The organism is Pseudomonas sp. BIOMIG1BAC (assembly GCF_001705995.2).
GTDB classification, from domain to species: domain Bacteria; phylum Pseudomonadota; class Gammaproteobacteria; order Pseudomonadales; family Pseudomonadaceae; genus Aquipseudomonas; species Aquipseudomonas sessilinigenes.
This window is the reverse complement of the sequence record NZ_CP049045.1, coordinates 3,633,165-3,650,541: the sequence shown is the minus strand read 5'-3', so window position 1 is coordinate 3,650,541 and position 17,377 is coordinate 3,633,165. Positions and strand designations below refer to the sequence as shown.

The following is a 17,377-nucleotide window of genomic DNA, read 5'->3' as shown; positions in this document are numbered from 1 at the left end:
ACCTGCCGGGCGCTGTGCGCTCGGCGCTTCCGCCTGAGGTAGCACCATGAGCATCACGCAATTGAAGAACACCGCCACGGCCATCCTCGAGCAATCGGCTCCGGTCGCCGTGCCCCTGGGCGAGCCGTTGGCCGTGACCTCGGTCACCGCCGTGGAGCGCAGCGACGGGGTCGAGACCGGCATCTGGGAGTGCACGCCAGGACGCTGGCGGCGACAGATCGTCGCCCAGGAGTTCTGCCACTTCATCCAGGGCCGCTGCACCTTCACCCCCGACAACGGCGCAACCGTGCACATCCAGGCCGGCGATGCCTTGATGTTGCCGGCCAACAGCACCGGGACCTGGGACATCCTCGAGACCGTGCGCAAGACCTATGTCCTGATCTTCTGATCGCCAATTGCCTGCCAATAACAAAACCAACCACAGGTATCGCTCCATGACCCGCAAGACTCGCGCTTTGCTGCTGAGCCCGTTGTGCCTGGCCGCCGCCCTGGCCCAGGCCGCCGATACGGTGAAGATCTACAACTGGTCCGACTACATTGCACCGGACACCAACCGCCAGTTCCAGAAGGCAACCGGGATCGGTTTCACCTACGACGTCTATGACAGCAACGAAACCCTGGACGGTAAGTTGATGACCGGAAAATCCGGTTACGACGTGGTCTTTCCTTCCAACCACTTCATGGCCCGGCAGATCCAGGGCGGGGCCCTGAAGAAGCTCGACAAGACCCAATTACCCAACTGGCAGAACCTCAACCCGGTGCTGCTCAAGGCCCTTGAAGTCAATGACCCGGGCAACCAGTACGGTTTCCCCTATCTGTGGGGCTCCACCGGCATCGGCTACAACGTGGCCAAGGTCAAGGCAGTGCTCGGGGACGATGCACCATTGGATTCCTGGGACCTGATCTTCAAGCCCGAGTACATGCAGAAGTTGCAGAAGTGCGGGGTGGCGATCCTGGATAACGGCCCGGAACTGATACCGGCAGCCCTGAACTACCTGGGGTTGGCGCACCACAGCAAGAATCCGGCGGACTACAAAAAAGCCGAAGCCTTGCTGATGAAGGTCCGGCCTTATGTGAGCTATTTCCATTCCTCGAAGTACACCAGCGACCTGGCCAACGGCAATATCTGCGTGGCAGTGGGCTTTTCCGGTGACATCCTGCAAGCCGAAAGCCGCGCCAAGGAGGCCGGCAACGGTATCCAGATCGGTTACTCGATTCCCCGGGAAGGCACGCCGCTGTGGTTCGACATGGTGGCCATGCCGGTGGATGCCCCGGATGAAAAGGCCGGCTACGCCTACATGGACTACCTGCTGCGTCCAGAGGTGATGGCCGATATCAGCAACTACGTGCATTACGCCAATGGCAACCAGCAAGCCGACAGCCGGGTCGATCCGGCGATCAAGGACGACCCCAAGATCTACCCGAGCCCGGCGATGATGGACAAGCTGTTCGCCTTGCAGGCCATGCCGCTGGATATCGACCGGCTCCGTACCCGTTTGTGGAACAAGATCCGCAGCGGCAACTGACAACCCAAGCCGCTAACAGGCCATTGGAAAACCTAGGCGAGGCAGCCAGCGCAAGGCAAAAACAGGCGAAAAAACGCAGTTTACGCGTGCTAAATGAGCATTTGACCGGGCTGGCGCCCCCGCTTGTTTTTAACACCGCGATGGCAACGCAGGTAGTTTTCAACGTCTTGCTAGATCTGGGTGTTCTCTGGAAGCACGGCGCCGCCATCCACCACCAGGGTCTGTCCGGTGATGTAGCCGGCCTGCCGGGAGGCCAGGAAGGCCATGGCCCAGGCGATGTCCTGGGGCGCCCCCAGGCGCTTGAGCGGAATGTGCCTGGCCAGGGCACCGGCATCCCCCAGGTTGTCGGTGGCCTGGGTGGCGATCAACCCCGGCTCGACGCCATTGACCGTGATCCCGTATTCCGCCAGCTCCAGCGCCGCAGCGCGGATGAACCCGTTGACCCCGGCCTTGGACGCCGCGTAGTGGGCCAGCCCTGGTATCGCCGTGCGCGGCCCGGTGACCGAGGAGGTCACGACGATCCGCGGGTCCTGGGCCCGGCGCAGCGCCGGCAGCGCGGCCCGGGCCAGCCAGAAGCAGCTCTTGAGATTGACCGCCAGGGTGCTGTCCAGGGTCGCGTCCTCCAGTTCGGCGAGCCGCTGCATGGGGAAGATCCCGGCGTTGTGCAGCAGCAGGTCGAGGCCGCCGAAGGCCTGTTCGGTAGCGGCCACGGCCTGCTCGGCGGCGGCCCGGGTACCCAGGTCGATGGCCAGCAGCTCGGCGCAGCCGCCGGCCTCGCGGATCAGGCGCAGGGTCTCGGCGCCGGAGGCAGCGCTGCGGGTGGCCAGCATCACCTTGGCGCCCTGGGCGGCGAACAGCTGGGCGATGGCCCGGCCGATGCCCTGGCCGGAGCCGGTGACCAGGGCGATGCGTCCTGCCTGTTCGCCGCTCATGAACTTGCTCCCGGCAGCACCTGGGCCAGGCACTGGTCCAGCAGGCGGTTGTGCAGGTCCACCTGCTCCTCGCTGGCGCTGGGGCACAGCAGGGCCATGTTGTGGAACGGCGTCAGCAGCACCCCGCGATTGAGCAGGTACAGGTGCAGGTAGGCCTCGATCAGCCCGTGCCGCGCATGGTGGGCTTCGCCGCCGTTGCGCGGGGCATGGGGCATGAACAGGTACTCGACCCGGGCGCCGATGCGGGTCACGTGCCAGGGCAGGCGGTGGCGCTGGATGATCGCCTCGACCCCGGCCCGCAGGCGTTCGGCCAGCTGGAACATGCGTTGGTAGTTGGCCTCGTTCATCACCTCGCTGAAGGTGGCGCGCATGGCGGCCATCTGCAGGGCGTTGCCGGCCAGGGTGCCACCAAAGCCGAAATGGTTGATCGCCTGGCCCGGCGCAAAGTGCGGCAGCACCTGCCAGATCCGCTCGGCCATGGCTTGGCTGGCGCCCCAGACCGCGGTGGGAATGCCCCCGGCGATGCACTTGCCGAGGACGAAGAAGTCTGGTTCCAGGCCATGCTCGCCACAATAGCCGCCAGGGCCGCAGGACAGGGTATGGGTCTCGTCGATGATCAGCGGCACGTCATAGCGCCGGGTCAGTTGCCGCAGGCCATCATGGAATCCCGGCGCCGGCGGCACCATGCCGACGTTGGTCATGAAGGGTTCGGTGAGTACCGCAGCCACATCGCCATGGGCTAGGGCCGCCTCCAGGGCCGGCAGGTCGTTGAACTCCACCAGGCGGGTGGTGGCCTCGTGATGCAGGCCGTTGGCATGCACGCCTTCGCGGGGAATCATCTGGCCGCTGGCATCGAACTCCACCTGGGACTCGTCGACGCTGCCGTGGTAGTTGCAGTTGAACACCAGCACTTTCTGCCGGCCGGTGATCATCCGGCACAGGCGCAAGACGAAGCGATTGGCATCGGTGGCCGAGGTGGTGACCTGCCAATAGGGCAGTTTGAAGCGCCGGCTCAGCTCCTGGCCGACCCACAGGCTGTCGGCGGTGGGCAGCATCAGGGTCGAGCCATGCCGCGCTTGCTCGGCGATGGCTGCTGCCACCACCGGTTGGGCGTGGCCGAACATGGCCCCGGTATCGCCCAGGGCGAAGTCGGCGTACTGCTGGCCGTCGCAGTCGGTCAGGGTCGCGCCCTGGGCATCGGCCACCATGATCGGATACGAGCCGGGCCACTGCTGCATCCAGTGCAGCGGGGCACCGTAGAGCCAGTGCTCGAGGTTCTGGCGGTAGAAGGCGCCGGAGCGCGGATGGCGCTCGGCAAACAGTTGTAGTTCGCTCTGGTAGCAGTCGGCGACGCGTTGCAGGTCGAGTCCCAGGGTCATGGCAAGGTCCTGTGAAAAGTGTGCGGTGGCAAAGGCTCAGGAATGGCTGGTGCGATTGAGCACCCGGGCCAGGGCGCCCACCGGGAAGTTGGCGAAGCTTTCGAAGTCCGCGCCCTGGTAGCCGAAGATCTTGCCGTCGCTGCGCCCGGCTGCGAGGTCGATCAGCACCAGGCCCAGGGTCGGGACGATCTTTTCCCGCCAGACGAACAGGTACAGTTGCTCGGCGACCTTGTAGTAGTGGCAACGGTCGGTGTCCGCCAGCCCTTGCTCGACGCCCTTGAGGCACTGCCAGCTGTAGAAATCGGCATTGAGGTAGACGTGTTCGTAGGCCTCGCTGGCGCTGTAGACGTACTGGTTGCGCAGGCCGACCAGTTCCTGGGTGGGGACGTGCCGTGGCGTGTCGGCAGTGCACGGGCGGTCGATGGCGCCGTGCAGGAACTGCGCCTTGACGCTGGTCAGCTCGCCGCCGGCCAGGGCCCGGCTGAACAGATCGGTACGGGATTCTTCACGGCTGGGCATCTGCCCGAGGACGGCGGTGAAGCACTGGCGCTCCAGGTCCAGGACCAGGCTCACCGAATGGGTGGCGCCCTGGTCCTGCTTGAGAAAGTCCACCAGGTACAGGCCAGGGCGCACGGAGGTGGCGCGGTAGGCCAGTTCCTCGCTGGCGGTTTCGCCGATGTTGTTCCAGCTCAGGGTGGTGGCGCCGAAGCGATGCTCGATCTGCCAGCCGTTGTCGAAGTGCAGGGTCAGGTGGCGTCCGGCCAAATCGTCGAGGGCGGGGAGGATATGGTTGTCGCCGGCAAACCCGTCGGCCAGGGCGCCGACGGTGATCCATTCAGGTTGCAGGTTCATGGCAAGGCTCTTGTTCGTTGTCGTAGAGCTGCATGTTCGGGCCTGGTGCGGCGCCTGCCCATCAACCGGATGGTTGAGTCCTGGCTGTTTCAGAGGAACAGCGTGCTTACCAGTTCGGTGCGGTTGCCCGCGCCGACCTTGCGGAACAGGTTGATCAGGTGGGTCTTGACCGTGGGCAGGCCCAGGTCCAGGCGCCGGGCGATGGTCTTGTTGTCCGCGCCGTCGCGCAGCAGCCAGGCGATTTCCCGCTCGCGGGGCGTCAGCCCGGCCAAGCGCGGGTCGGCCTCGGGGCACGGGGCCCGGGCGGCGATTTCCAGCAGCCCCTGCAAGGCTTGCAGGGTGGTCAGCTCATCGTTGCTGAAGCGCCCCAGGCTGGCATCGCGCAGCAGCGAAAGCCCGGCGATGGGCCGCTGTTTGTCGCAGGCCAGGATCTCCACCACATCCAGCACTCCGTGGCGCTGCAGGAAGCCCTGGTACACCAGGGTGTCGTGACGATCCTGGCGGGCCATGCCCATGTGCAGCGACAGCACCGGGCGCCCGGCGGCCGCGCACAGCTGTGGTTGCAGCGGGTCGTAGCGCCGATAGCGTTGTAAGTAGGCCTGGTGCATTTGCTCGGGCATGCGGTACAGCGCGAAGTCTTGTGCTTGCAGTTGTGGGTCGATGCGGTAGAAGGCGCAGAGGGTGGCGGGCACTACCCGGGTGAAGGCGGCGATGCAGCGTTGGCCCAGTTCATGGGGCATGGCGACTGCGTTCATGGAAGGCTCCTGGCTGCCCGCTGGGCAGGGGCTCGGGGCTGGCGCAGGTAGCGGGCCGCGCGATGGCGGCCGGCCGTTGGAGAGTGCCGGCGCTGCCCGCTGCGAATGCGGGCAGTACCGGTGGGCCGGTCAGCGCCGGGCCTGGCTCAGGCCCTGGGCGAGGGCGTCGACGATGACATCCACCTGCGCCGGCTGGATCACCAGCGGCGGCGAGAGAATGATCTTGGTGCCCACCGGGCGCACCATGACCCCGTGCTCCCGGGCGATCTGCGCCACCTGGTTGGCGTAGCCGCTGGTGGGGTCGATGGGCTCGCGGGTGCTCTTGTCGGCCACCAGGTCCAGGGCCACCATCAGGCCCTGGCCACGCACTTCGCCAACGCTGTCGAAGCGTTCGACGAACGGCTGCAGCTTGGCCAGCAGGTAGTCGCCCATCTTCGCAGCGTTGGCCGGCAGGTCTTCCTTGACCACGATGTCCAGGCAGGCCAGGGCCGCGGCGCAGGCCACCGGATGCCCGGCGTAGGTGTAGCCGTGCATGATGGCGCCGGTGAAGTTGCCGTTCTTCTCGAACGCTTCCTCGATCCGCCGGTTGACCACAGTGGCGCCCAGGGGGATGTAGCCCGAGGTGATGCCCTTGGCCAGGCACATGATGTCGGGCTTGACCCCCCACAGGCGGCTGCCGAACATCGAGCCGCTGCGGCCGAAGCCGGTGACCACTTCGTCGGCGATCAGCAGCACGCCGTACTTGTCGCAAACCTCGCGGATCAATGGCCAGTAGTTGGCCGGCGGCACGATGACCCCGCCCGCGCCCTGGATCGGCTCGGCGATGAAGGCCGCCACGGTGTCCGGGCTCTGGAACTGGATTTCCCGCTCCAGCAGGTCGGCGCAGATCTTGCCCAGTTCTTCCGGGTCCTGGCTGTAGGGGTTGCGGTACAGCCAGGGGGTGTCGATGTGATAGCAACCGGGCAGCAGCGGCTCGTAGTTGCGCCGGAACACCGTGTTGCCGTTGACCGAAGCACCACCGAAGTGGGTGCCATGGTAGCCCTGGCGCAGAGAAATGAACTTGGTGCGATCGGCCTGGCCCTCGAGCTTCCAGTACTGGCGAGCCAGCTTCAGGGCGCTTTCGATGGCGTCCGAGCCGCCCGAGCTGAAGGCCACGCGGCGCATGTCTTCAGGCTCCAGCAGGTTCATCAAGACCCGCGACAGTTCCTCGGCCCGGGGATGGCTGACCCCGTCGAACAGCTGGAAGTACTCCAGCTCATCGAGCTGGGCGGTGATGGCCGCCTTCACTTCCTTGCGGTTATGGCCAACGTTGACGTTCCACAACCCGGCCACGCCATCCACCAGTTGACGGCCCTGGTCGTCGTACACATAGCAGCCATCGCCGCGCACGATGCGGATCGGCTCACGTTGCTTCATCTCGTTGGGGTGCAGCATGGGATGCCAGAAATGGCTTGCTTGGCTCACGTTGGATCTCCTGATAGGGCTCGAACAGCTTGGGGCCATTAGGGCGCGATTGGCCGACGTGTTGCTTGCCTCTGTGTGCCAGGGCATTTGATCCAGGCTGCCAAGGGTTTGTCGAGGCTGTCGGGCTTGGCAGCCAGCGCCAAGTTTTGCGGCAGCCAGGATCAAGACGACTCTCGGCTTTGGGCTCAGAGTCTCGGTCAACAGGTACAACCAAGAGGATTGACGATGAGCGTTGCCATCGACCCACGTGTCGCCGCATTCATAGACAGCCAGCACGGCCTGCTGATCGACGGCCATAGCCGACCGGCGCTCTCCGGGGCGCGGATGCCGGTCCATAACCCGGCCACCGGCGAGCAATTGACCGAAGTGGCCATGGCCGCCCAGGCCGACATCGACCTGGCGGTGGGGGCCGCACGCCGGGCCTTCGAGGGAGAATGGAAGACACTGCGCCCGGCCGACCGCGAGCGCCTGCTGCTCAAGCTGGCGGATGTGCTGGAAGCCAATGGCGAGGAGCTGGCACAACTGGAAACCCTCAACAACGGCCAGTCGATCCACCTGGCCCGGGCCCTGGAAGTGGGCGCGGCGGCGGAGTTCACCCGCTACATGGCCGGTTGGGCGACCAAGATCGAGGGCAAGAGCCTGGATGTGTCCATTGCCGCAGTGCCCGGCGCGCAGTACCGGGCCTACACGGTGCCAGAGCCGGTGGGCGTGGTGGGGGCCATCGTGCCGTGGAACTTCCCGCTGCTGATGGCTATCTGGAAGATCGTCCCGGCCCTGGCCTGCGGTTGCACCGTGGTGCTCAAGCCGGCGGACGAGACCCCGCTCACCGCGCTGCGCCTGGGCCAGTTGTGCCTGGAGGCGGGCATCGCCCCCGGGGTGGTCAACGTAGTGACCGGCACTGGGGCCGGGGCCGGGGCGGCCTTGGCGGCCCATCCGGGCATCGACAAGCTGGCCTTCACCGGTTCGACCCAGGTGGGCAAGCTGATCGGTCATGCGGCGGTGGACAACATGACCCGATTTTCCCTGGAACTGGGTGGCAAATCGCCGGTGATCGTGCTCGATGACTGCGATCCGGACACCGCTGCCGCTGGCGCCAGTGCGGCGATCTTCTTCAACCAGGGCCAGGTTTGTACTGCTGGTTCGCGGCTGTACATCCAGCGCGGCATCTATCAGCAGGTGCTCGACCGGTTGGTGGCCATTGCCGGCTCGCTGAGCATCGGCCCGGGCCTGGACGAACAGGCGCAGATCAACCCGCTGATCTCGGCCAAGCAGCAGCGCCGGGTGCTGCAGATGGTCGAGCGCGGAGTCGAGGAGGGCGCGCGGGTGCTGTGCGGGGGCGTGGCCTTCGGTGAGCGCGGCTTCTATGTCAGGCCCACGGTGGTGGCCGATGTGCAGGTCGGGCAGCAGCTGGTGCGCGAGGAAATCTTCGGCCCGGTGGTGGTCGCCATGCCTTTCGACACCCTGGAAGAGGTGGTGGCGCTGGCCAACGACAACCAGTACGGCCTGGGCGCGAGCATCTGGTCCAACGACCTGGGGCAGGTCATGCGACTGATCCCGCAGATCAAGGCCGGCACCGTCTGGGTCAACACCCACAACATGCTCGACCCCTCGATGCCCTTCGGTGGCTACAAGCAGTCCGGCATCGGTCGGGAAATGGGCCATGCGGCCATCGAGGCCTACACCGAGAACAAGTCGGTGTGCATCGCCTATTGAGCCACACCCCGCAGGCCAGCCCTGCGGGACGACTCCAGGCTGCGCCAGACAGCCGAGCATGGCGGCCACGCGTGCCCTTGAAATGCCTAGAACAACAATCATCAATCCCTGCTTTCGAGGTTTACCAGCATGTCGCTCAACGACAGACTCAACCGGCACCTGCACCAGGGTGTCGTCGGTTTTCCCACGGCCCTGGCCAGTGCCGTGGGCCTGATCATGGCCAGTCCGGTGATCCTCACCGCCACCACCGGTTTCGGCATCGGCGGCGGGGCCTTCGCCGCGGCCATGGTGATCGCCCTGCTGATGATGCTGGCGCAGTCCACCACCTTCGCCGAGGCGGCCTGCCTGTTGCCCACCAACGGTTCGGTCTATGACTACCTGGCCTGCGGCCTGGGGCGTTTCTTCGCCATTACCGGCACCTTGTCGGCCTACCTGATCGTCCATGTGTTCGCCGGCACTGCGGAAACCATCCTCAGCGGGGTCATGGCCCTGGTCAATTTCGAGTCCCTCAATACCCTGCTGGAGCAGAGCGGCAGCGCCTGGCTGGTGGGGGTGGGGCTGGTGCTGTTCTTTGGCCTGCTCAACGCCGTAGGGATCACAGCCTTCAGCCGCGCCGAGGTGATCCTGACCTTCGGCATGTGGAGCACCCTGATCATCTTCGGCGTAATGGGCGTGCTCAAGGCCCCGGCGGTGCAGCTCGATGGCTGGTTCGGTGCTTCCACGGTGGGCACCGACCTGCCCACCATCCTGTCCCTGGTGGGCATGGCGATGTTCATGTTCGTCGGCTGCGAGTTCGTCACGCCCCTGACCCCGGACGTACGCAAGGCCTCGCGGACCATTCCCCGGGCCATGGCTCTGGGGTTGGTGGGGGTGGCGGTGTGCATGTTCATCTATGGCGCGGCGATGAAGCGCCAGGTGGCCAACGTCGCCCTGAGCGAGGACGGCAGCGTGCACCTGCTGGAGACACCCATGGCCATCCCGCATTTCGCCGAGCAGATCATGGGCCCGTTCGGGCGTATCTGGCTGGGGATCGGCCTGCTGTTCGCCGGTGCCGCCACTATCAATACGCTGATGGCCGGGTTGCCGCGCATCCTCTATGGCATGGCCCAGGACGGCGCCTTGCCGAAGGTATTCACCTACCTGCACCCACGCTTCAAGACGCCGTTGCTGTGCATCGCCGTGGCGGTGCTGATTCCTTGCCTGCACGCCTGGTGGCTGGGTGGCAGCACCGACAGCATCATGCACCTGGTGCTGGCGGCGGTTTGTGCCTGGAGCACGGCGTATCTGTTGGTCACGCTGTCGGTGGTGATGCTGCGCATTCGCCGGCCGGACCTGCCGCGACCCTACAAGTCGCCCTGGTTCCCACTGCCGCAGATCCTCTCTTCGGTGGGCATCCTGCTGGGCATGTGGTTCATCACTCCACCGGGGATGAACCCGAGGGACATCTACTTGCCGTTCGGCAGCATGCTGGGCCTGACGGCGATTTATGCCCTGGCCTGGACCCTGCTGGTGCAGAAGGTCAATCCGTTTCGCCCGGTGCCGGTGGAAGAGGTGCTGGAGCAGGCGTTGGGGATGGTTCCAGACGAGATCCCTGGTACCCGGGAGGGCATGGGCGATGAATCTTTCAAGCTGGCGACAAAATCTCTTTGAGTTCTGGCACCGGCCACCTTCGGGCTACCGCCCGGGACTGACCCTCAATCAGTTGCGGCGTGACCTTGCGGGGCTGGAGTTCGATGGACAGGGCATGGCACGGGGGACTTTCCGTTGCCTGCAGCGCGGCCTGGCCTTCGAGGTGACGGAGTGCCCCCAGGCCCAGTTCCTGATGCATATCGTGGCTTGCCAATGGTCCATGCGGGTGCCATGTGCCGGCCCGGGGCAGGCCCGAATCACCCTGCGCCATACCGGGGCGATCCGGCGCCAGGGGGTTGCCGCCCGGTTGCAGGTGGGCGATTCGGCCGACTGGACGCCTCTTCTCCAGCGCCTGTGTCGGGATCGGCAGCTGCTTGAGGTGCTGCTGCCCCTGGATTTCAAGCGCCTGGAACTGTGTCGTGACGAGCGGGGCTGGCAGGTGACGCTGGAGCACTTCGGCGCCAGCGAGGTGGTCAACCGGCTACCGGGAATGCGTCGCTACATCCGTTTGAACACCGAGCAGCGCGAGGCGTTGCTGGGCAGTTTCAGCCATCTGCAACGCTTGTTGGGAGGCTACTGAACCGCGTACTGGCACAACCTCTGCTTGAGCCGCGACAGGTTATCCAGGTTGCCAGGTGCCTTGCCTGGTAAATAGATAACATGTTAATGATATTGCCATAACAACAATGGCGGTCTGAACCGGCTTTCGGAGGTGCACAGTGCTTGCTTCGCATAGTTTCAGTTCCTGGGTCGGCGCCCTGCAGGGCGTCTGTGGTCGATTTGATGCCCGTCCGGCGCGCAATCCGGCGTTGTTCATTGGCGAGGTCGGATTGCAGGACTACGCCGGGCTGGAGGTGGCGCAGATCCGTACCAACGCCGGGCTGATCTCCCGGCAGAGCACCACGGCCGACCATGACGACGATCGCCATTGCTTCCTGATCGTCCAGCGCAGCGGCCATGCGCGCCTGAGCCAGGACGGCGAGAGCGTTGAGCTGGCCCCGGGCGACATGGCCTTGCTCGATTCCGCTGGTGCTTGCGAGATCGTGCCCCATGGCCTGATCGAGCATGCCTCGTTCCATTTGTGCCGGGAGGAGGTCTACCGGCACCTGCCGGCCCAGCAGCGCAAGTTCGGCAAGCTGTCGCAAAACTGCGCCAGTGGCCGGTTGATGCGCCTGCTGGTGGAGCAGATCTGTGCCGGCGACCTCCACGGCTGCGCGGCGCAGCAGGAAGGGCAGGCCTTGCAGGAAGCGCTGATCGCCTTGCTCGGCCCGACCTTGCGCCATACCGCAGGCCTTGCCGGCCTCGACGAGGGCCTGCATGGCCCATGTCTTGGGGAGCAGGCGCGGCAATTGATCCAGCAATCGCTCAACGAGCCGAGCCTGACCCCGGTGTCCCTGGCCGGGCAACTGAATATCTCGGTGCGCCAGTTGTACCGATTGTTCGAGGAGCAGGGCGACAGCGTCTGTCGTTTCATCCAGCGTTCACGGCTCAAGCGCAGTGCGGCGGATTTGAGCAACCCGCACCTGCGCAACGAATCGATCACCGATATCGCCTTCAAGTGGGGCTTTACCGATTCGGCGCATTTCAGCCGCACCTTCAAGAAACATTTCGAACAGTCGCCCCGGGATTTCCGTGCGCGTTCATTGAATGCCTGAGGGCGTGTAGCCGCTGGCGTCGGTGGGGCGAGGCGATTCCCAGAAGGCCCTGCGGGCCTTGTCGCAGCCTCCCAAGCTCGGCAGCGGCTACAGGCCAGTGCTGTGTGTAGCCGCTGCCGCAGGCTGCGCCCGGGCGCGTAGCGGCCGCAAGGTTGGCGCAGTGGTGTGATCGTTGAAGGCCGACGGGCTCAGGGGTTTTCCAGGTCGTGGCCCAGGGACTGGATGAACAACGAGAACAGTTCCGGCTGGCTGGAGATGTCCAGCTTGGCATAGAGATGCCTGCGGTGGACCTTGACGGTGTCCGGGGAGATCTTCAGGCGCTCGGCCATGGCCTTGGAGGAGAACCCGCGCAGGATCAGCCGGGCGATCTCCAGCTCCCGCTCCGATAGCACGGCATGACCGAACTGGCTCAGGGCATCGCGCACCTGGCTGGCCATCTCGACGGCGGCTGGCACCTGGGACTTGGCCTGGGTGTGCTGCCAGTGCTGCTGCATGAGCGGTAGCACCCAGGCGGCGAAGGTGGTGAGCAGGCCGACTTCATCGTTGCCGAACAGGCGCTGGCTACCCAGGGACAAGGACAGGGTGCCGGTTTCAGGCAGTTGCAGGATGAACTGCACTTCGTCCTCCAGCACGTTGTCGTGGAAATAGCTGAGGAAGTACTCGCTCTGGCGGAAGTGGTCCGGTGTCACTTCTTCCAGGCGATACAGGCCGCTGGGGTAGCCCTCGCGGCAGGCCTGGAAAAACGGGTCCAGCAGGTACATGCCACTCAGGTAGGTAACCATCGGGGCGGGCTTGCTGTTGGGCTGGGCATCGTACTCCTCGAGAACCTGTGGCAGGCCTTCGTGGGGGTAGAGCATCACCAGGGCGTTGTCGAACGGCGTGGCCTGATGCAGCAGCAGGACCAGCTGCTTCCAGAATCGCGGTTGGCCAATCAGCGTGAGGGCTCGTCCCAGGCTGCTATGCAGGCCGACTTCCCTGAACAGGTTACTCAAAGGTTGCGCTCCACCGATGTGCTGAAAATGCGTGATCACGGTTTCGTCGATTTACCCGATGCCGTCAAGGGGGAGTACTCCAATAGGGGAATTTCTCGCCAGCGAGCCACTGACTAGAGTGGCAGGCGTCAAGTGCGACCCAGAGCGCACCCGCCCGATGAATCTCGTTCCTGCCTCAGACCAACAATAAGCACGAGGATAACGATATGAGCTCTCCCTCTACGCCTGACGGCGTATTGAAACCCACCTTGAGCGTGTTCGACGTGGTGGCTATCACCGTGTCTGCAGTGACTCCTGCCAGTTCCGTGTTCGTGATCGCCCCCTTTGCCATCCATCAGGCCGGCAGCGGCGTGTTCCTGGCCTTCGTCATGGCGGGCCTGCTGGCGCTGATGTTCGCCTTCTGTTATGCCGAGCTGGGCCGGGCCCACAACAGTGCCGGCGGCGAATACGTGTATGCCAAGCGGGTGTTCGGCGGCCTGGCCGGCTATGCCACCTTCCTGACGGTGCTGGTGATGCTGCTGTTCATCCCGCCGGTCCTGGCCACGGGTGCCGCTACCTACCTGAACAACGCCCTGGGCACTCAGTACGATTCCCAGACCGTGGCCCTGGCGATCGTCACCTGCAGCTACCTGCTGGGCATCCTCAATATCAAGCTCAATGCCTGGATCACCGGGACCTGCCTGTTGCTGGAGGTAGCGGCGTTGCTGGTGATCGTCTGGCTGGGGTTCGGCAACGCTACGCAGCCGGTGAGTATCCTGTTGCAACCGCAGATCCTCGATCATGGCGTGCTGCAAGCGGCGCCCTGGGCCCTGGTGATCGGGGCGGTGGGCATCGGCCTGTTTGCCTATAACGGCTACGGCCCGGCGGTGTTGCTGGCCGAAGACATGAAGTGCGGGGGCCGCGGGGTGCACAAGGCGGTGCTCTGGTCCCTGGTACTGGTGGTGATCATCGAGCTGGTGCCGCTCACGGCGCTGCTTATCGGCGCACCCTCTTTGAGCGAGATGCTCGCCAGCCCCGACCCGATCGGCTACCTGCTCACCAGCCATGGCAACGAAACCCTGGCCCGGGTGGTCAGCGCCGGGATCTTCCTCTCGGTGTTCAATGCCATCGTCGCCATCGTGATCCAGATCGGCCGGGTCGTCTTCAGCAGCGGCCGCGATGCCCTGTGGACACCGGGCATCAATCGTCTGTTCACCCGTATCCACCCGCGCTGGGATTCGCCCTGGCTGGCCACCTTGTTCCTGGCGGTTCCTTCGGCGCTGCTCAGTTTCAGCTCGAACCTGGCGGACCTGACGTCCTTCAGCGTGCTGCTGATCATGCTGGTGTACCTGGTGGTGGCTCTGAGCGCGCTGATGAGCCGGGTCCTGCTGCGCGATCGCGAGCATCCCTATCGCATGCCGCTGTGGCCGATGCCGGCGCTGCTGGCGGTGGTCGGTGCCGGGTACCTGCTGGTCAATCTGTTTCTCGACGCGTCCCTGCGGGACATCATGGTAATCATCGGCTTGCTGGCACTGTCGGTGATCCTCTATTGCACCAATGGCCGGTACAGCCCGGCGTTCCAGAAATTGTAAGGAGTGGTTATGCGAGCACGTGAAGTGGGTATCAGTCTGGGCCTGGGAACTCCCGGCCCGCTCAATGCGATTACCGATGTTGCCGGTATCCGGGTCGGCCACAGCACGCTGAAAACCAGCATCGGCGGCAAGCAGGTGCGCACTGGTGTGACGTTGATCGAGCCCCGGGCCGAGCATGCTCGTCTGCAGCCGTGTTTCGCCGGTTGCCATGTGCTCAATGGCAATGGCGATGCCACGGGCCTGGAGTGGATTCGCGAGGCTGGAACCCTGACCACGCCGATCGCCATTACCAATACCCATAGCGTGGGTGTGGTGCGCGATACGCTGATTGCCCTGGAGCGCGAGGCGCTGGCCGATCCTTCGGTGTACTGGTGCATGCCGGTGGTGATGGAGACCTTCGATGGCCTGTTGAACGATATCTGGGGCCAGCACGTGGGGCCCGCGCAAGTGCGTGAGGCAATGTCCAGGGCCGAATCCGGACCGGTCGCCGAAGGGGCGGTTGGCGGGGGCACTGGAATGATCTGCCACGAGTTCAAGGGTGGCATCGGTACCGCGTCCCGACGGCTGCCGGCGGAGCAGGGCGGCTATACCGTCGGGGCGCTGGTCCAGGCCAACCATGGCAAGCGCGTGGAGTTGCGGGTCGATGGTTATCCCGTGGGACGCCACCTGCGCGAGATCGTCTCGCCCTTCGCTGAGCGTGGCACCCCGGGCATGGGTTCGATCATCGTGATCCTGGCCACCGATGCACCGCTGTTGCCGCACCAGTGCCAACGCCTGGCCCAGCGCGCATCCATCGGCATCGCCCGCACCGGCGGTGGCACCGAGGATGCCAGCGGCGACATCTTCCTGGCCTTTGCCACAGGAAACCGGGACTTGCCCACTGCCGACTACACGCTCGAGGAATCAGGGCGGACGACGCCGGTGACGATGCTCAACAACGATCAGATCTCTCCGCTGTTCAGTGCTGCTGCCGAGGCCGTGGAGGAGGCGATCATCAATGCCCTGCTGGCCGGCGAGCCGATGACCAGTGCCGACGGTGTGCAAGTTCCGGCACTGACGGCGCAGATACTCAAGGATGCCCTGCAAGCGACGGGTTGGAGCATGAAGTAAGAGGCGGAAAAGTGGGACGTAGTTGGCATAACTTCATATGAGGATATTTAATAATTAAATTGTAGATTGTCGGACAATGGCTGCCGCCAATCAGTTGGAAAAGGAATATTTCGACTGGGCAGTCATTGTTTTCGGGAGTTTCGTGGAACAGTGGAAATTGACGTCAAAAAAGTAGTGGACGTTTGATTTCGAATTGTGTCAGTTTCCTTGCGCCTGCTTAAGGCGAGTGATAGGACGATCTCGCCAGGGATTGTCGCTATCTGACAAAAACTGTTCCATTGATTACAAGGAAGTGTGTTTATGTCGAAAGTAAAAGTGAATGACGCTATTGATGCAGCTGAACAACAACTGGTGCCTCTGGCCGCAGCAAGTTCGGCGTATAACCAGATCAATAGCTTCAGCCACCAGTATGATCGTGGCGGCAATCTCACGGTCAATGGCAAACCTTCGTTCTCGGTCGACCAGGCAGCTACGCAGATCCTGCGTGACGGTGCTTCCTACAAGGACCTGAACGGCAATGGCAAGATCGATCTGACCTATACCTTCCTGACCTCGGCGACCCAGGCCACCATGAACAAGCATGGTATCGCCGGGTTCAGCCAGTTCAGCGCCCAACAGAAAGCCCAGGCCGTGCTGTCCATGCAGTCCTGGGCCGACGTGGCCAATGTGGTCTTCACCGAGAAGGCTTCCGGTGGTGACGGCCACATGACTTTCGGCAACTACAGCAGCGGCCAGGATGGCGCGGCGGCATTTGCCTATCTGCCGGGCACTGGCGCGGGTTATGACGGTACTTCGTGGTACCTGATCAACAGCAGCTATACCCCGAACAAGACCCCTGACCTGAACAACTATGGCCGTCAGACCCTGACCCATGAGATCGGTCATACCCTGGGCCTGGCCCACCCTGGCGACTACAACGCCGGGAATGGCAACCCGACCTACAAGGATGCCACCTACGGGCAGGACACCCGTGGCTACAGCATCATGAGCTACTGGAGTGAAAGCAATACCAGCCAGAACTTCAGCAAGGGCGGGGTCGAAGCCTATTCGTCCGGTCCGCTGATCGATGATATCGCTGCCATCCAGAAGCTCTACGGTGCCAACTACGCCACCCGTGCCGGTGACACCACCTACGGCTTCAACTCCAACACCGGACGCGACTTCTACAGCGCGACCTCGTCGGCCGACAAGCTGGTGTTCTCGGTATGGGACGGTGGCGGCAACGACACCCTGGACTTCTCTGGTTTCACCCAGAATCAGAAGATCAACCTCAATGAGACTTCGTTCTCCGATGTTGGTGGCCTGATCGGCAACGTTTCCATTGCCAAGGGGGTGACCGTAGAGAACGCCATCGGCGGTTCGGGCAACGACCTGTTGATCGGTAACAACGTCGCCAACGAGCTCAAGGGTGGTGCCGGCAACGACATCATCTACGGCGGTGGCGGTGCCGATAAACTGTGGGGCGGTTCCGGCGCTGACACTTTCGTGTTCGGTGCCAGCACCGATTCCAAGCCGGGTGCGGCCGACCAGATCATGGATTTCGTCAGTGGCCAGGACAAGATCGATCTGACCGGTATCACCAAGGGTGCGGGCCTGCACTTCGTCAACGCCTTCAGCGGCGCGGCGGGTGATGCGATCCTCAGCACCTCCGGTGGTGTCAGCACCCTGTCGGTGGACTTCTCCGGGCACGGCGTGGCGGACTTCCTGGTCACCACCATCGGCCAGGCAGCAGTCAGCGACATCGTTGCCTGAGTGAAGTAGACGCGGGGCGCTGCCGATGCGGCGCCCTGTGTTCTTGC

15 protein-coding genes are annotated in these 17,377 nt (G+C 64.1%); 9 read left to right on the top strand and 6 right to left on the bottom strand.

Going from position 1 to position 17,377, the window contains the following annotated elements:
• The first annotated feature begins 46 nt into the window (after nucleotides 1-46).
• Both ATY02_RS16955 and ATY02_RS16950 read left to right on the top strand, forming a co-directional pair.
• Nucleotides 47-388 carry a cupin domain-containing protein gene (locus tag ATY02_RS16955; RefSeq protein WP_022639895.1) on the top strand — a complete coding sequence of 114 codons (342 nt, stop codon included), beginning with the start codon at nucleotides 47-49 and terminating at the stop codon, nucleotides 386-388.
• 46 nt (nucleotides 389-434) lie between these two features.
• Entirely contained in the window at nucleotides 435-1,526 is a 1,092-nt protein-coding gene (locus tag ATY02_RS16950) for a polyamine ABC transporter substrate-binding protein (protein WP_068583414.1), read from the top strand.
• Between the two features lie 170 nt (nucleotides 1,527-1,696).
• Here ATY02_RS16950 and ATY02_RS16945 read toward each other — a convergent pair whose 3' ends face one another.
• The 5 genes from ATY02_RS16945 to ATY02_RS16925 all read right to left on the bottom strand — a co-directional run bounded on the left by ATY02_RS16945 (nucleotide 1,697) and on the right by ATY02_RS16925 (nucleotide 6,908).
• Nucleotides 1,697-2,458 carry an SDR family oxidoreductase gene (locus ATY02_RS16945; protein ID WP_068583417.1) on the bottom strand — a complete coding sequence of 254 codons (762 nt, stop codon included), beginning with the start codon at nucleotides 2,456-2,458 and terminating at the stop codon, nucleotides 1,697-1,699.
• Complete coding sequence (locus ATY02_RS16940) at nucleotides 2,455-3,837, bottom strand: aspartate aminotransferase family protein (protein WP_068583419.1); 1,383 nt, start codon at nucleotides 3,835-3,837, stop codon at nucleotides 2,455-2,457. Before ATY02_RS16940 ends, ATY02_RS16945 begins: the two co-directional genes overlap by 4 nt.
• 36 nt (nucleotides 3,838-3,873) lie before the next feature.
• Entirely contained in the window at nucleotides 3,874-4,689 is an 816-nt protein-coding gene (locus ATY02_RS16935) for a molybdenum cofactor biosynthesis F family protein (protein ID WP_068583422.1), read from the bottom strand.
• Nucleotides 4,690-4,778: 89 nt separating this feature from the next.
• Nucleotides 4,779-5,444 carry a helix-turn-helix transcriptional regulator gene (locus ATY02_RS16930; RefSeq protein WP_068583425.1) on the bottom strand — a complete coding sequence of 222 codons (666 nt, stop codon included), beginning with the start codon at nucleotides 5,442-5,444 and terminating at the stop codon, nucleotides 4,779-4,781.
• 129 nt (nucleotides 5,445-5,573) lie between these two features.
• Nucleotides 5,574-6,908 carry an aspartate aminotransferase family protein gene (locus ATY02_RS16925; protein ID WP_083235972.1) on the bottom strand — a complete coding sequence of 445 codons (1,335 nt, stop codon included), beginning with the start codon at nucleotides 6,906-6,908 and terminating at the stop codon, nucleotides 5,574-5,576.
• Between the two features lie 225 nt (nucleotides 6,909-7,133).
• Between ATY02_RS16925 and ATY02_RS16920 the strand changes: the two genes are divergently transcribed.
• From ATY02_RS16920 to feaR, 4 genes are all read left to right on the top strand, one after another.
• Complete coding sequence (locus tag ATY02_RS16920; RefSeq protein ID WP_068583431.1) at nucleotides 7,134-8,621, top strand: aldehyde dehydrogenase family protein; 1,488 nt, start codon at nucleotides 7,134-7,136, stop codon at nucleotides 8,619-8,621.
• Nucleotides 8,622-8,750: 129 nt separating this feature from the next.
• Nucleotides 8,751-10,271, top strand: coding sequence for an APC family permease (locus tag ATY02_RS16915; protein WP_068583436.1), 1,521 nt, complete (start codon nucleotides 8,751-8,753; stop codon nucleotides 10,269-10,271).
• On the top strand, nucleotides 10,237-10,830 hold the full coding sequence (locus ATY02_RS16910) for a DUF3156 family protein (protein ID WP_068583439.1): 594 nt from the start codon (nucleotides 10,237-10,239) through the stop codon (nucleotides 10,828-10,830). The genes ATY02_RS16915 and ATY02_RS16910 overlap by 35 nt, the downstream gene beginning before the upstream one ends.
• A 139-nt stretch (nucleotides 10,831-10,969) precedes the next feature.
• Nucleotides 10,970-11,905 carry a transcriptional regulator FeaR gene (gene feaR / locus ATY02_RS16905; RefSeq protein WP_068583442.1) on the top strand — a complete coding sequence of 312 codons (936 nt, stop codon included), beginning with the start codon at nucleotides 10,970-10,972 and terminating at the stop codon, nucleotides 11,903-11,905.
• 188 nt (nucleotides 11,906-12,093) lie between these two features.
• Here feaR and ATY02_RS16900 read toward each other — a convergent pair whose 3' ends face one another.
• On the bottom strand, nucleotides 12,094-12,897 hold the full coding sequence (locus tag ATY02_RS16900; RefSeq protein WP_068583445.1) for a helix-turn-helix transcriptional regulator: 804 nt from the start codon (nucleotides 12,895-12,897) through the stop codon (nucleotides 12,094-12,096).
• A 206-nt stretch (nucleotides 12,898-13,103) separates the two neighbouring features.
• Between ATY02_RS16900 and ATY02_RS16895 the strand changes: the two genes are divergently transcribed.
• The 3 genes from ATY02_RS16895 to ATY02_RS16885 all read left to right on the top strand — a co-directional run bounded on the left by ATY02_RS16895 (nucleotide 13,104) and on the right by ATY02_RS16885 (nucleotide 17,330).
• On the top strand, nucleotides 13,104-14,468 hold the full coding sequence (locus ATY02_RS16895) for an APC family permease (RefSeq protein ID WP_068583450.1): 1,365 nt from the start codon (nucleotides 13,104-13,106) through the stop codon (nucleotides 14,466-14,468).
• A 9-nt stretch (nucleotides 14,469-14,477) separates the two neighbouring features.
• On the top strand, nucleotides 14,478-15,578 hold the full coding sequence (locus ATY02_RS16890; RefSeq protein WP_068583453.1) for a P1 family peptidase: 1,101 nt from the start codon (nucleotides 14,478-14,480) through the stop codon (nucleotides 15,576-15,578).
• A 300-nt stretch (nucleotides 15,579-15,878) separates the two neighbouring features.
• Nucleotides 15,879-17,330, top strand: a complete 1,452-nt coding sequence (locus tag ATY02_RS16885) for a serralysin family metalloprotease (RefSeq protein WP_068588614.1) — start codon at nucleotides 15,879-15,881, stop codon at nucleotides 17,328-17,330.
• Nucleotides 17,331-17,377: the final 47 nt, after the last annotated feature.

Excerpts from the sequence above, each read along its gene's own strand:
- ATY02_RS16955 (WP_022639895.1), top strand. The coding sequence starts at position 47 with ATGAGCATCACGCAATTGAAGAACACCGCCACGGCCATCCTCGAGCAA.
- ATY02_RS16950 (WP_068583414.1), top strand. The coding sequence starts at position 435 with ATGACCCGCAAGACTCGCGCTTTGCTGCTGAGCCCGTTGTGCCTGGCC.
- ATY02_RS16945 (WP_068583417.1), bottom strand. The coding sequence starts at position 2,458 with ATGAGCGGCGAACAGGCAGGACGCATCGCCCTGGTCACCGGCTCCGGC.
- ATY02_RS16940 (WP_068583419.1), bottom strand. The coding sequence starts at position 3,837 with ATGACCCTGGGACTCGACCTGCAACGCGTCGCCGACTGCTACCAGAGC.
- ATY02_RS16935 (WP_068583422.1), bottom strand. The coding sequence starts at position 4,689 with ATGAACCTGCAACCTGAATGGATCACCGTCGGCGCCCTGGCCGACGGG.
- ATY02_RS16930 (WP_068583425.1), bottom strand. The coding sequence starts at position 5,444 with ATGAACGCAGTCGCCATGCCCCATGAACTGGGCCAACGCTGCATCGCC.
- ATY02_RS16920 (WP_068583431.1), top strand. The coding sequence starts at position 7,134 with ATGAGCGTTGCCATCGACCCACGTGTCGCCGCATTCATAGACAGCCAG.
- ATY02_RS16915 (WP_068583436.1), top strand. The coding sequence starts at position 8,751 with ATGTCGCTCAACGACAGACTCAACCGGCACCTGCACCAGGGTGTCGTC.
- ATY02_RS16910 (WP_068583439.1), top strand. The coding sequence starts at position 10,237 with ATGAATCTTTCAAGCTGGCGACAAAATCTCTTTGAGTTCTGGCACCGG.
- ATY02_RS16895 (WP_068583450.1), top strand. The coding sequence starts at position 13,104 with ATGAGCTCTCCCTCTACGCCTGACGGCGTATTGAAACCCACCTTGAGC.
- ATY02_RS16890 (WP_068583453.1), top strand. The coding sequence starts at position 14,478 with ATGCGAGCACGTGAAGTGGGTATCAGTCTGGGCCTGGGAACTCCCGGC.
- ATY02_RS16885 (WP_068588614.1), top strand. The coding sequence starts at position 15,879 with ATGTCGAAAGTAAAAGTGAATGACGCTATTGATGCAGCTGAACAACAA.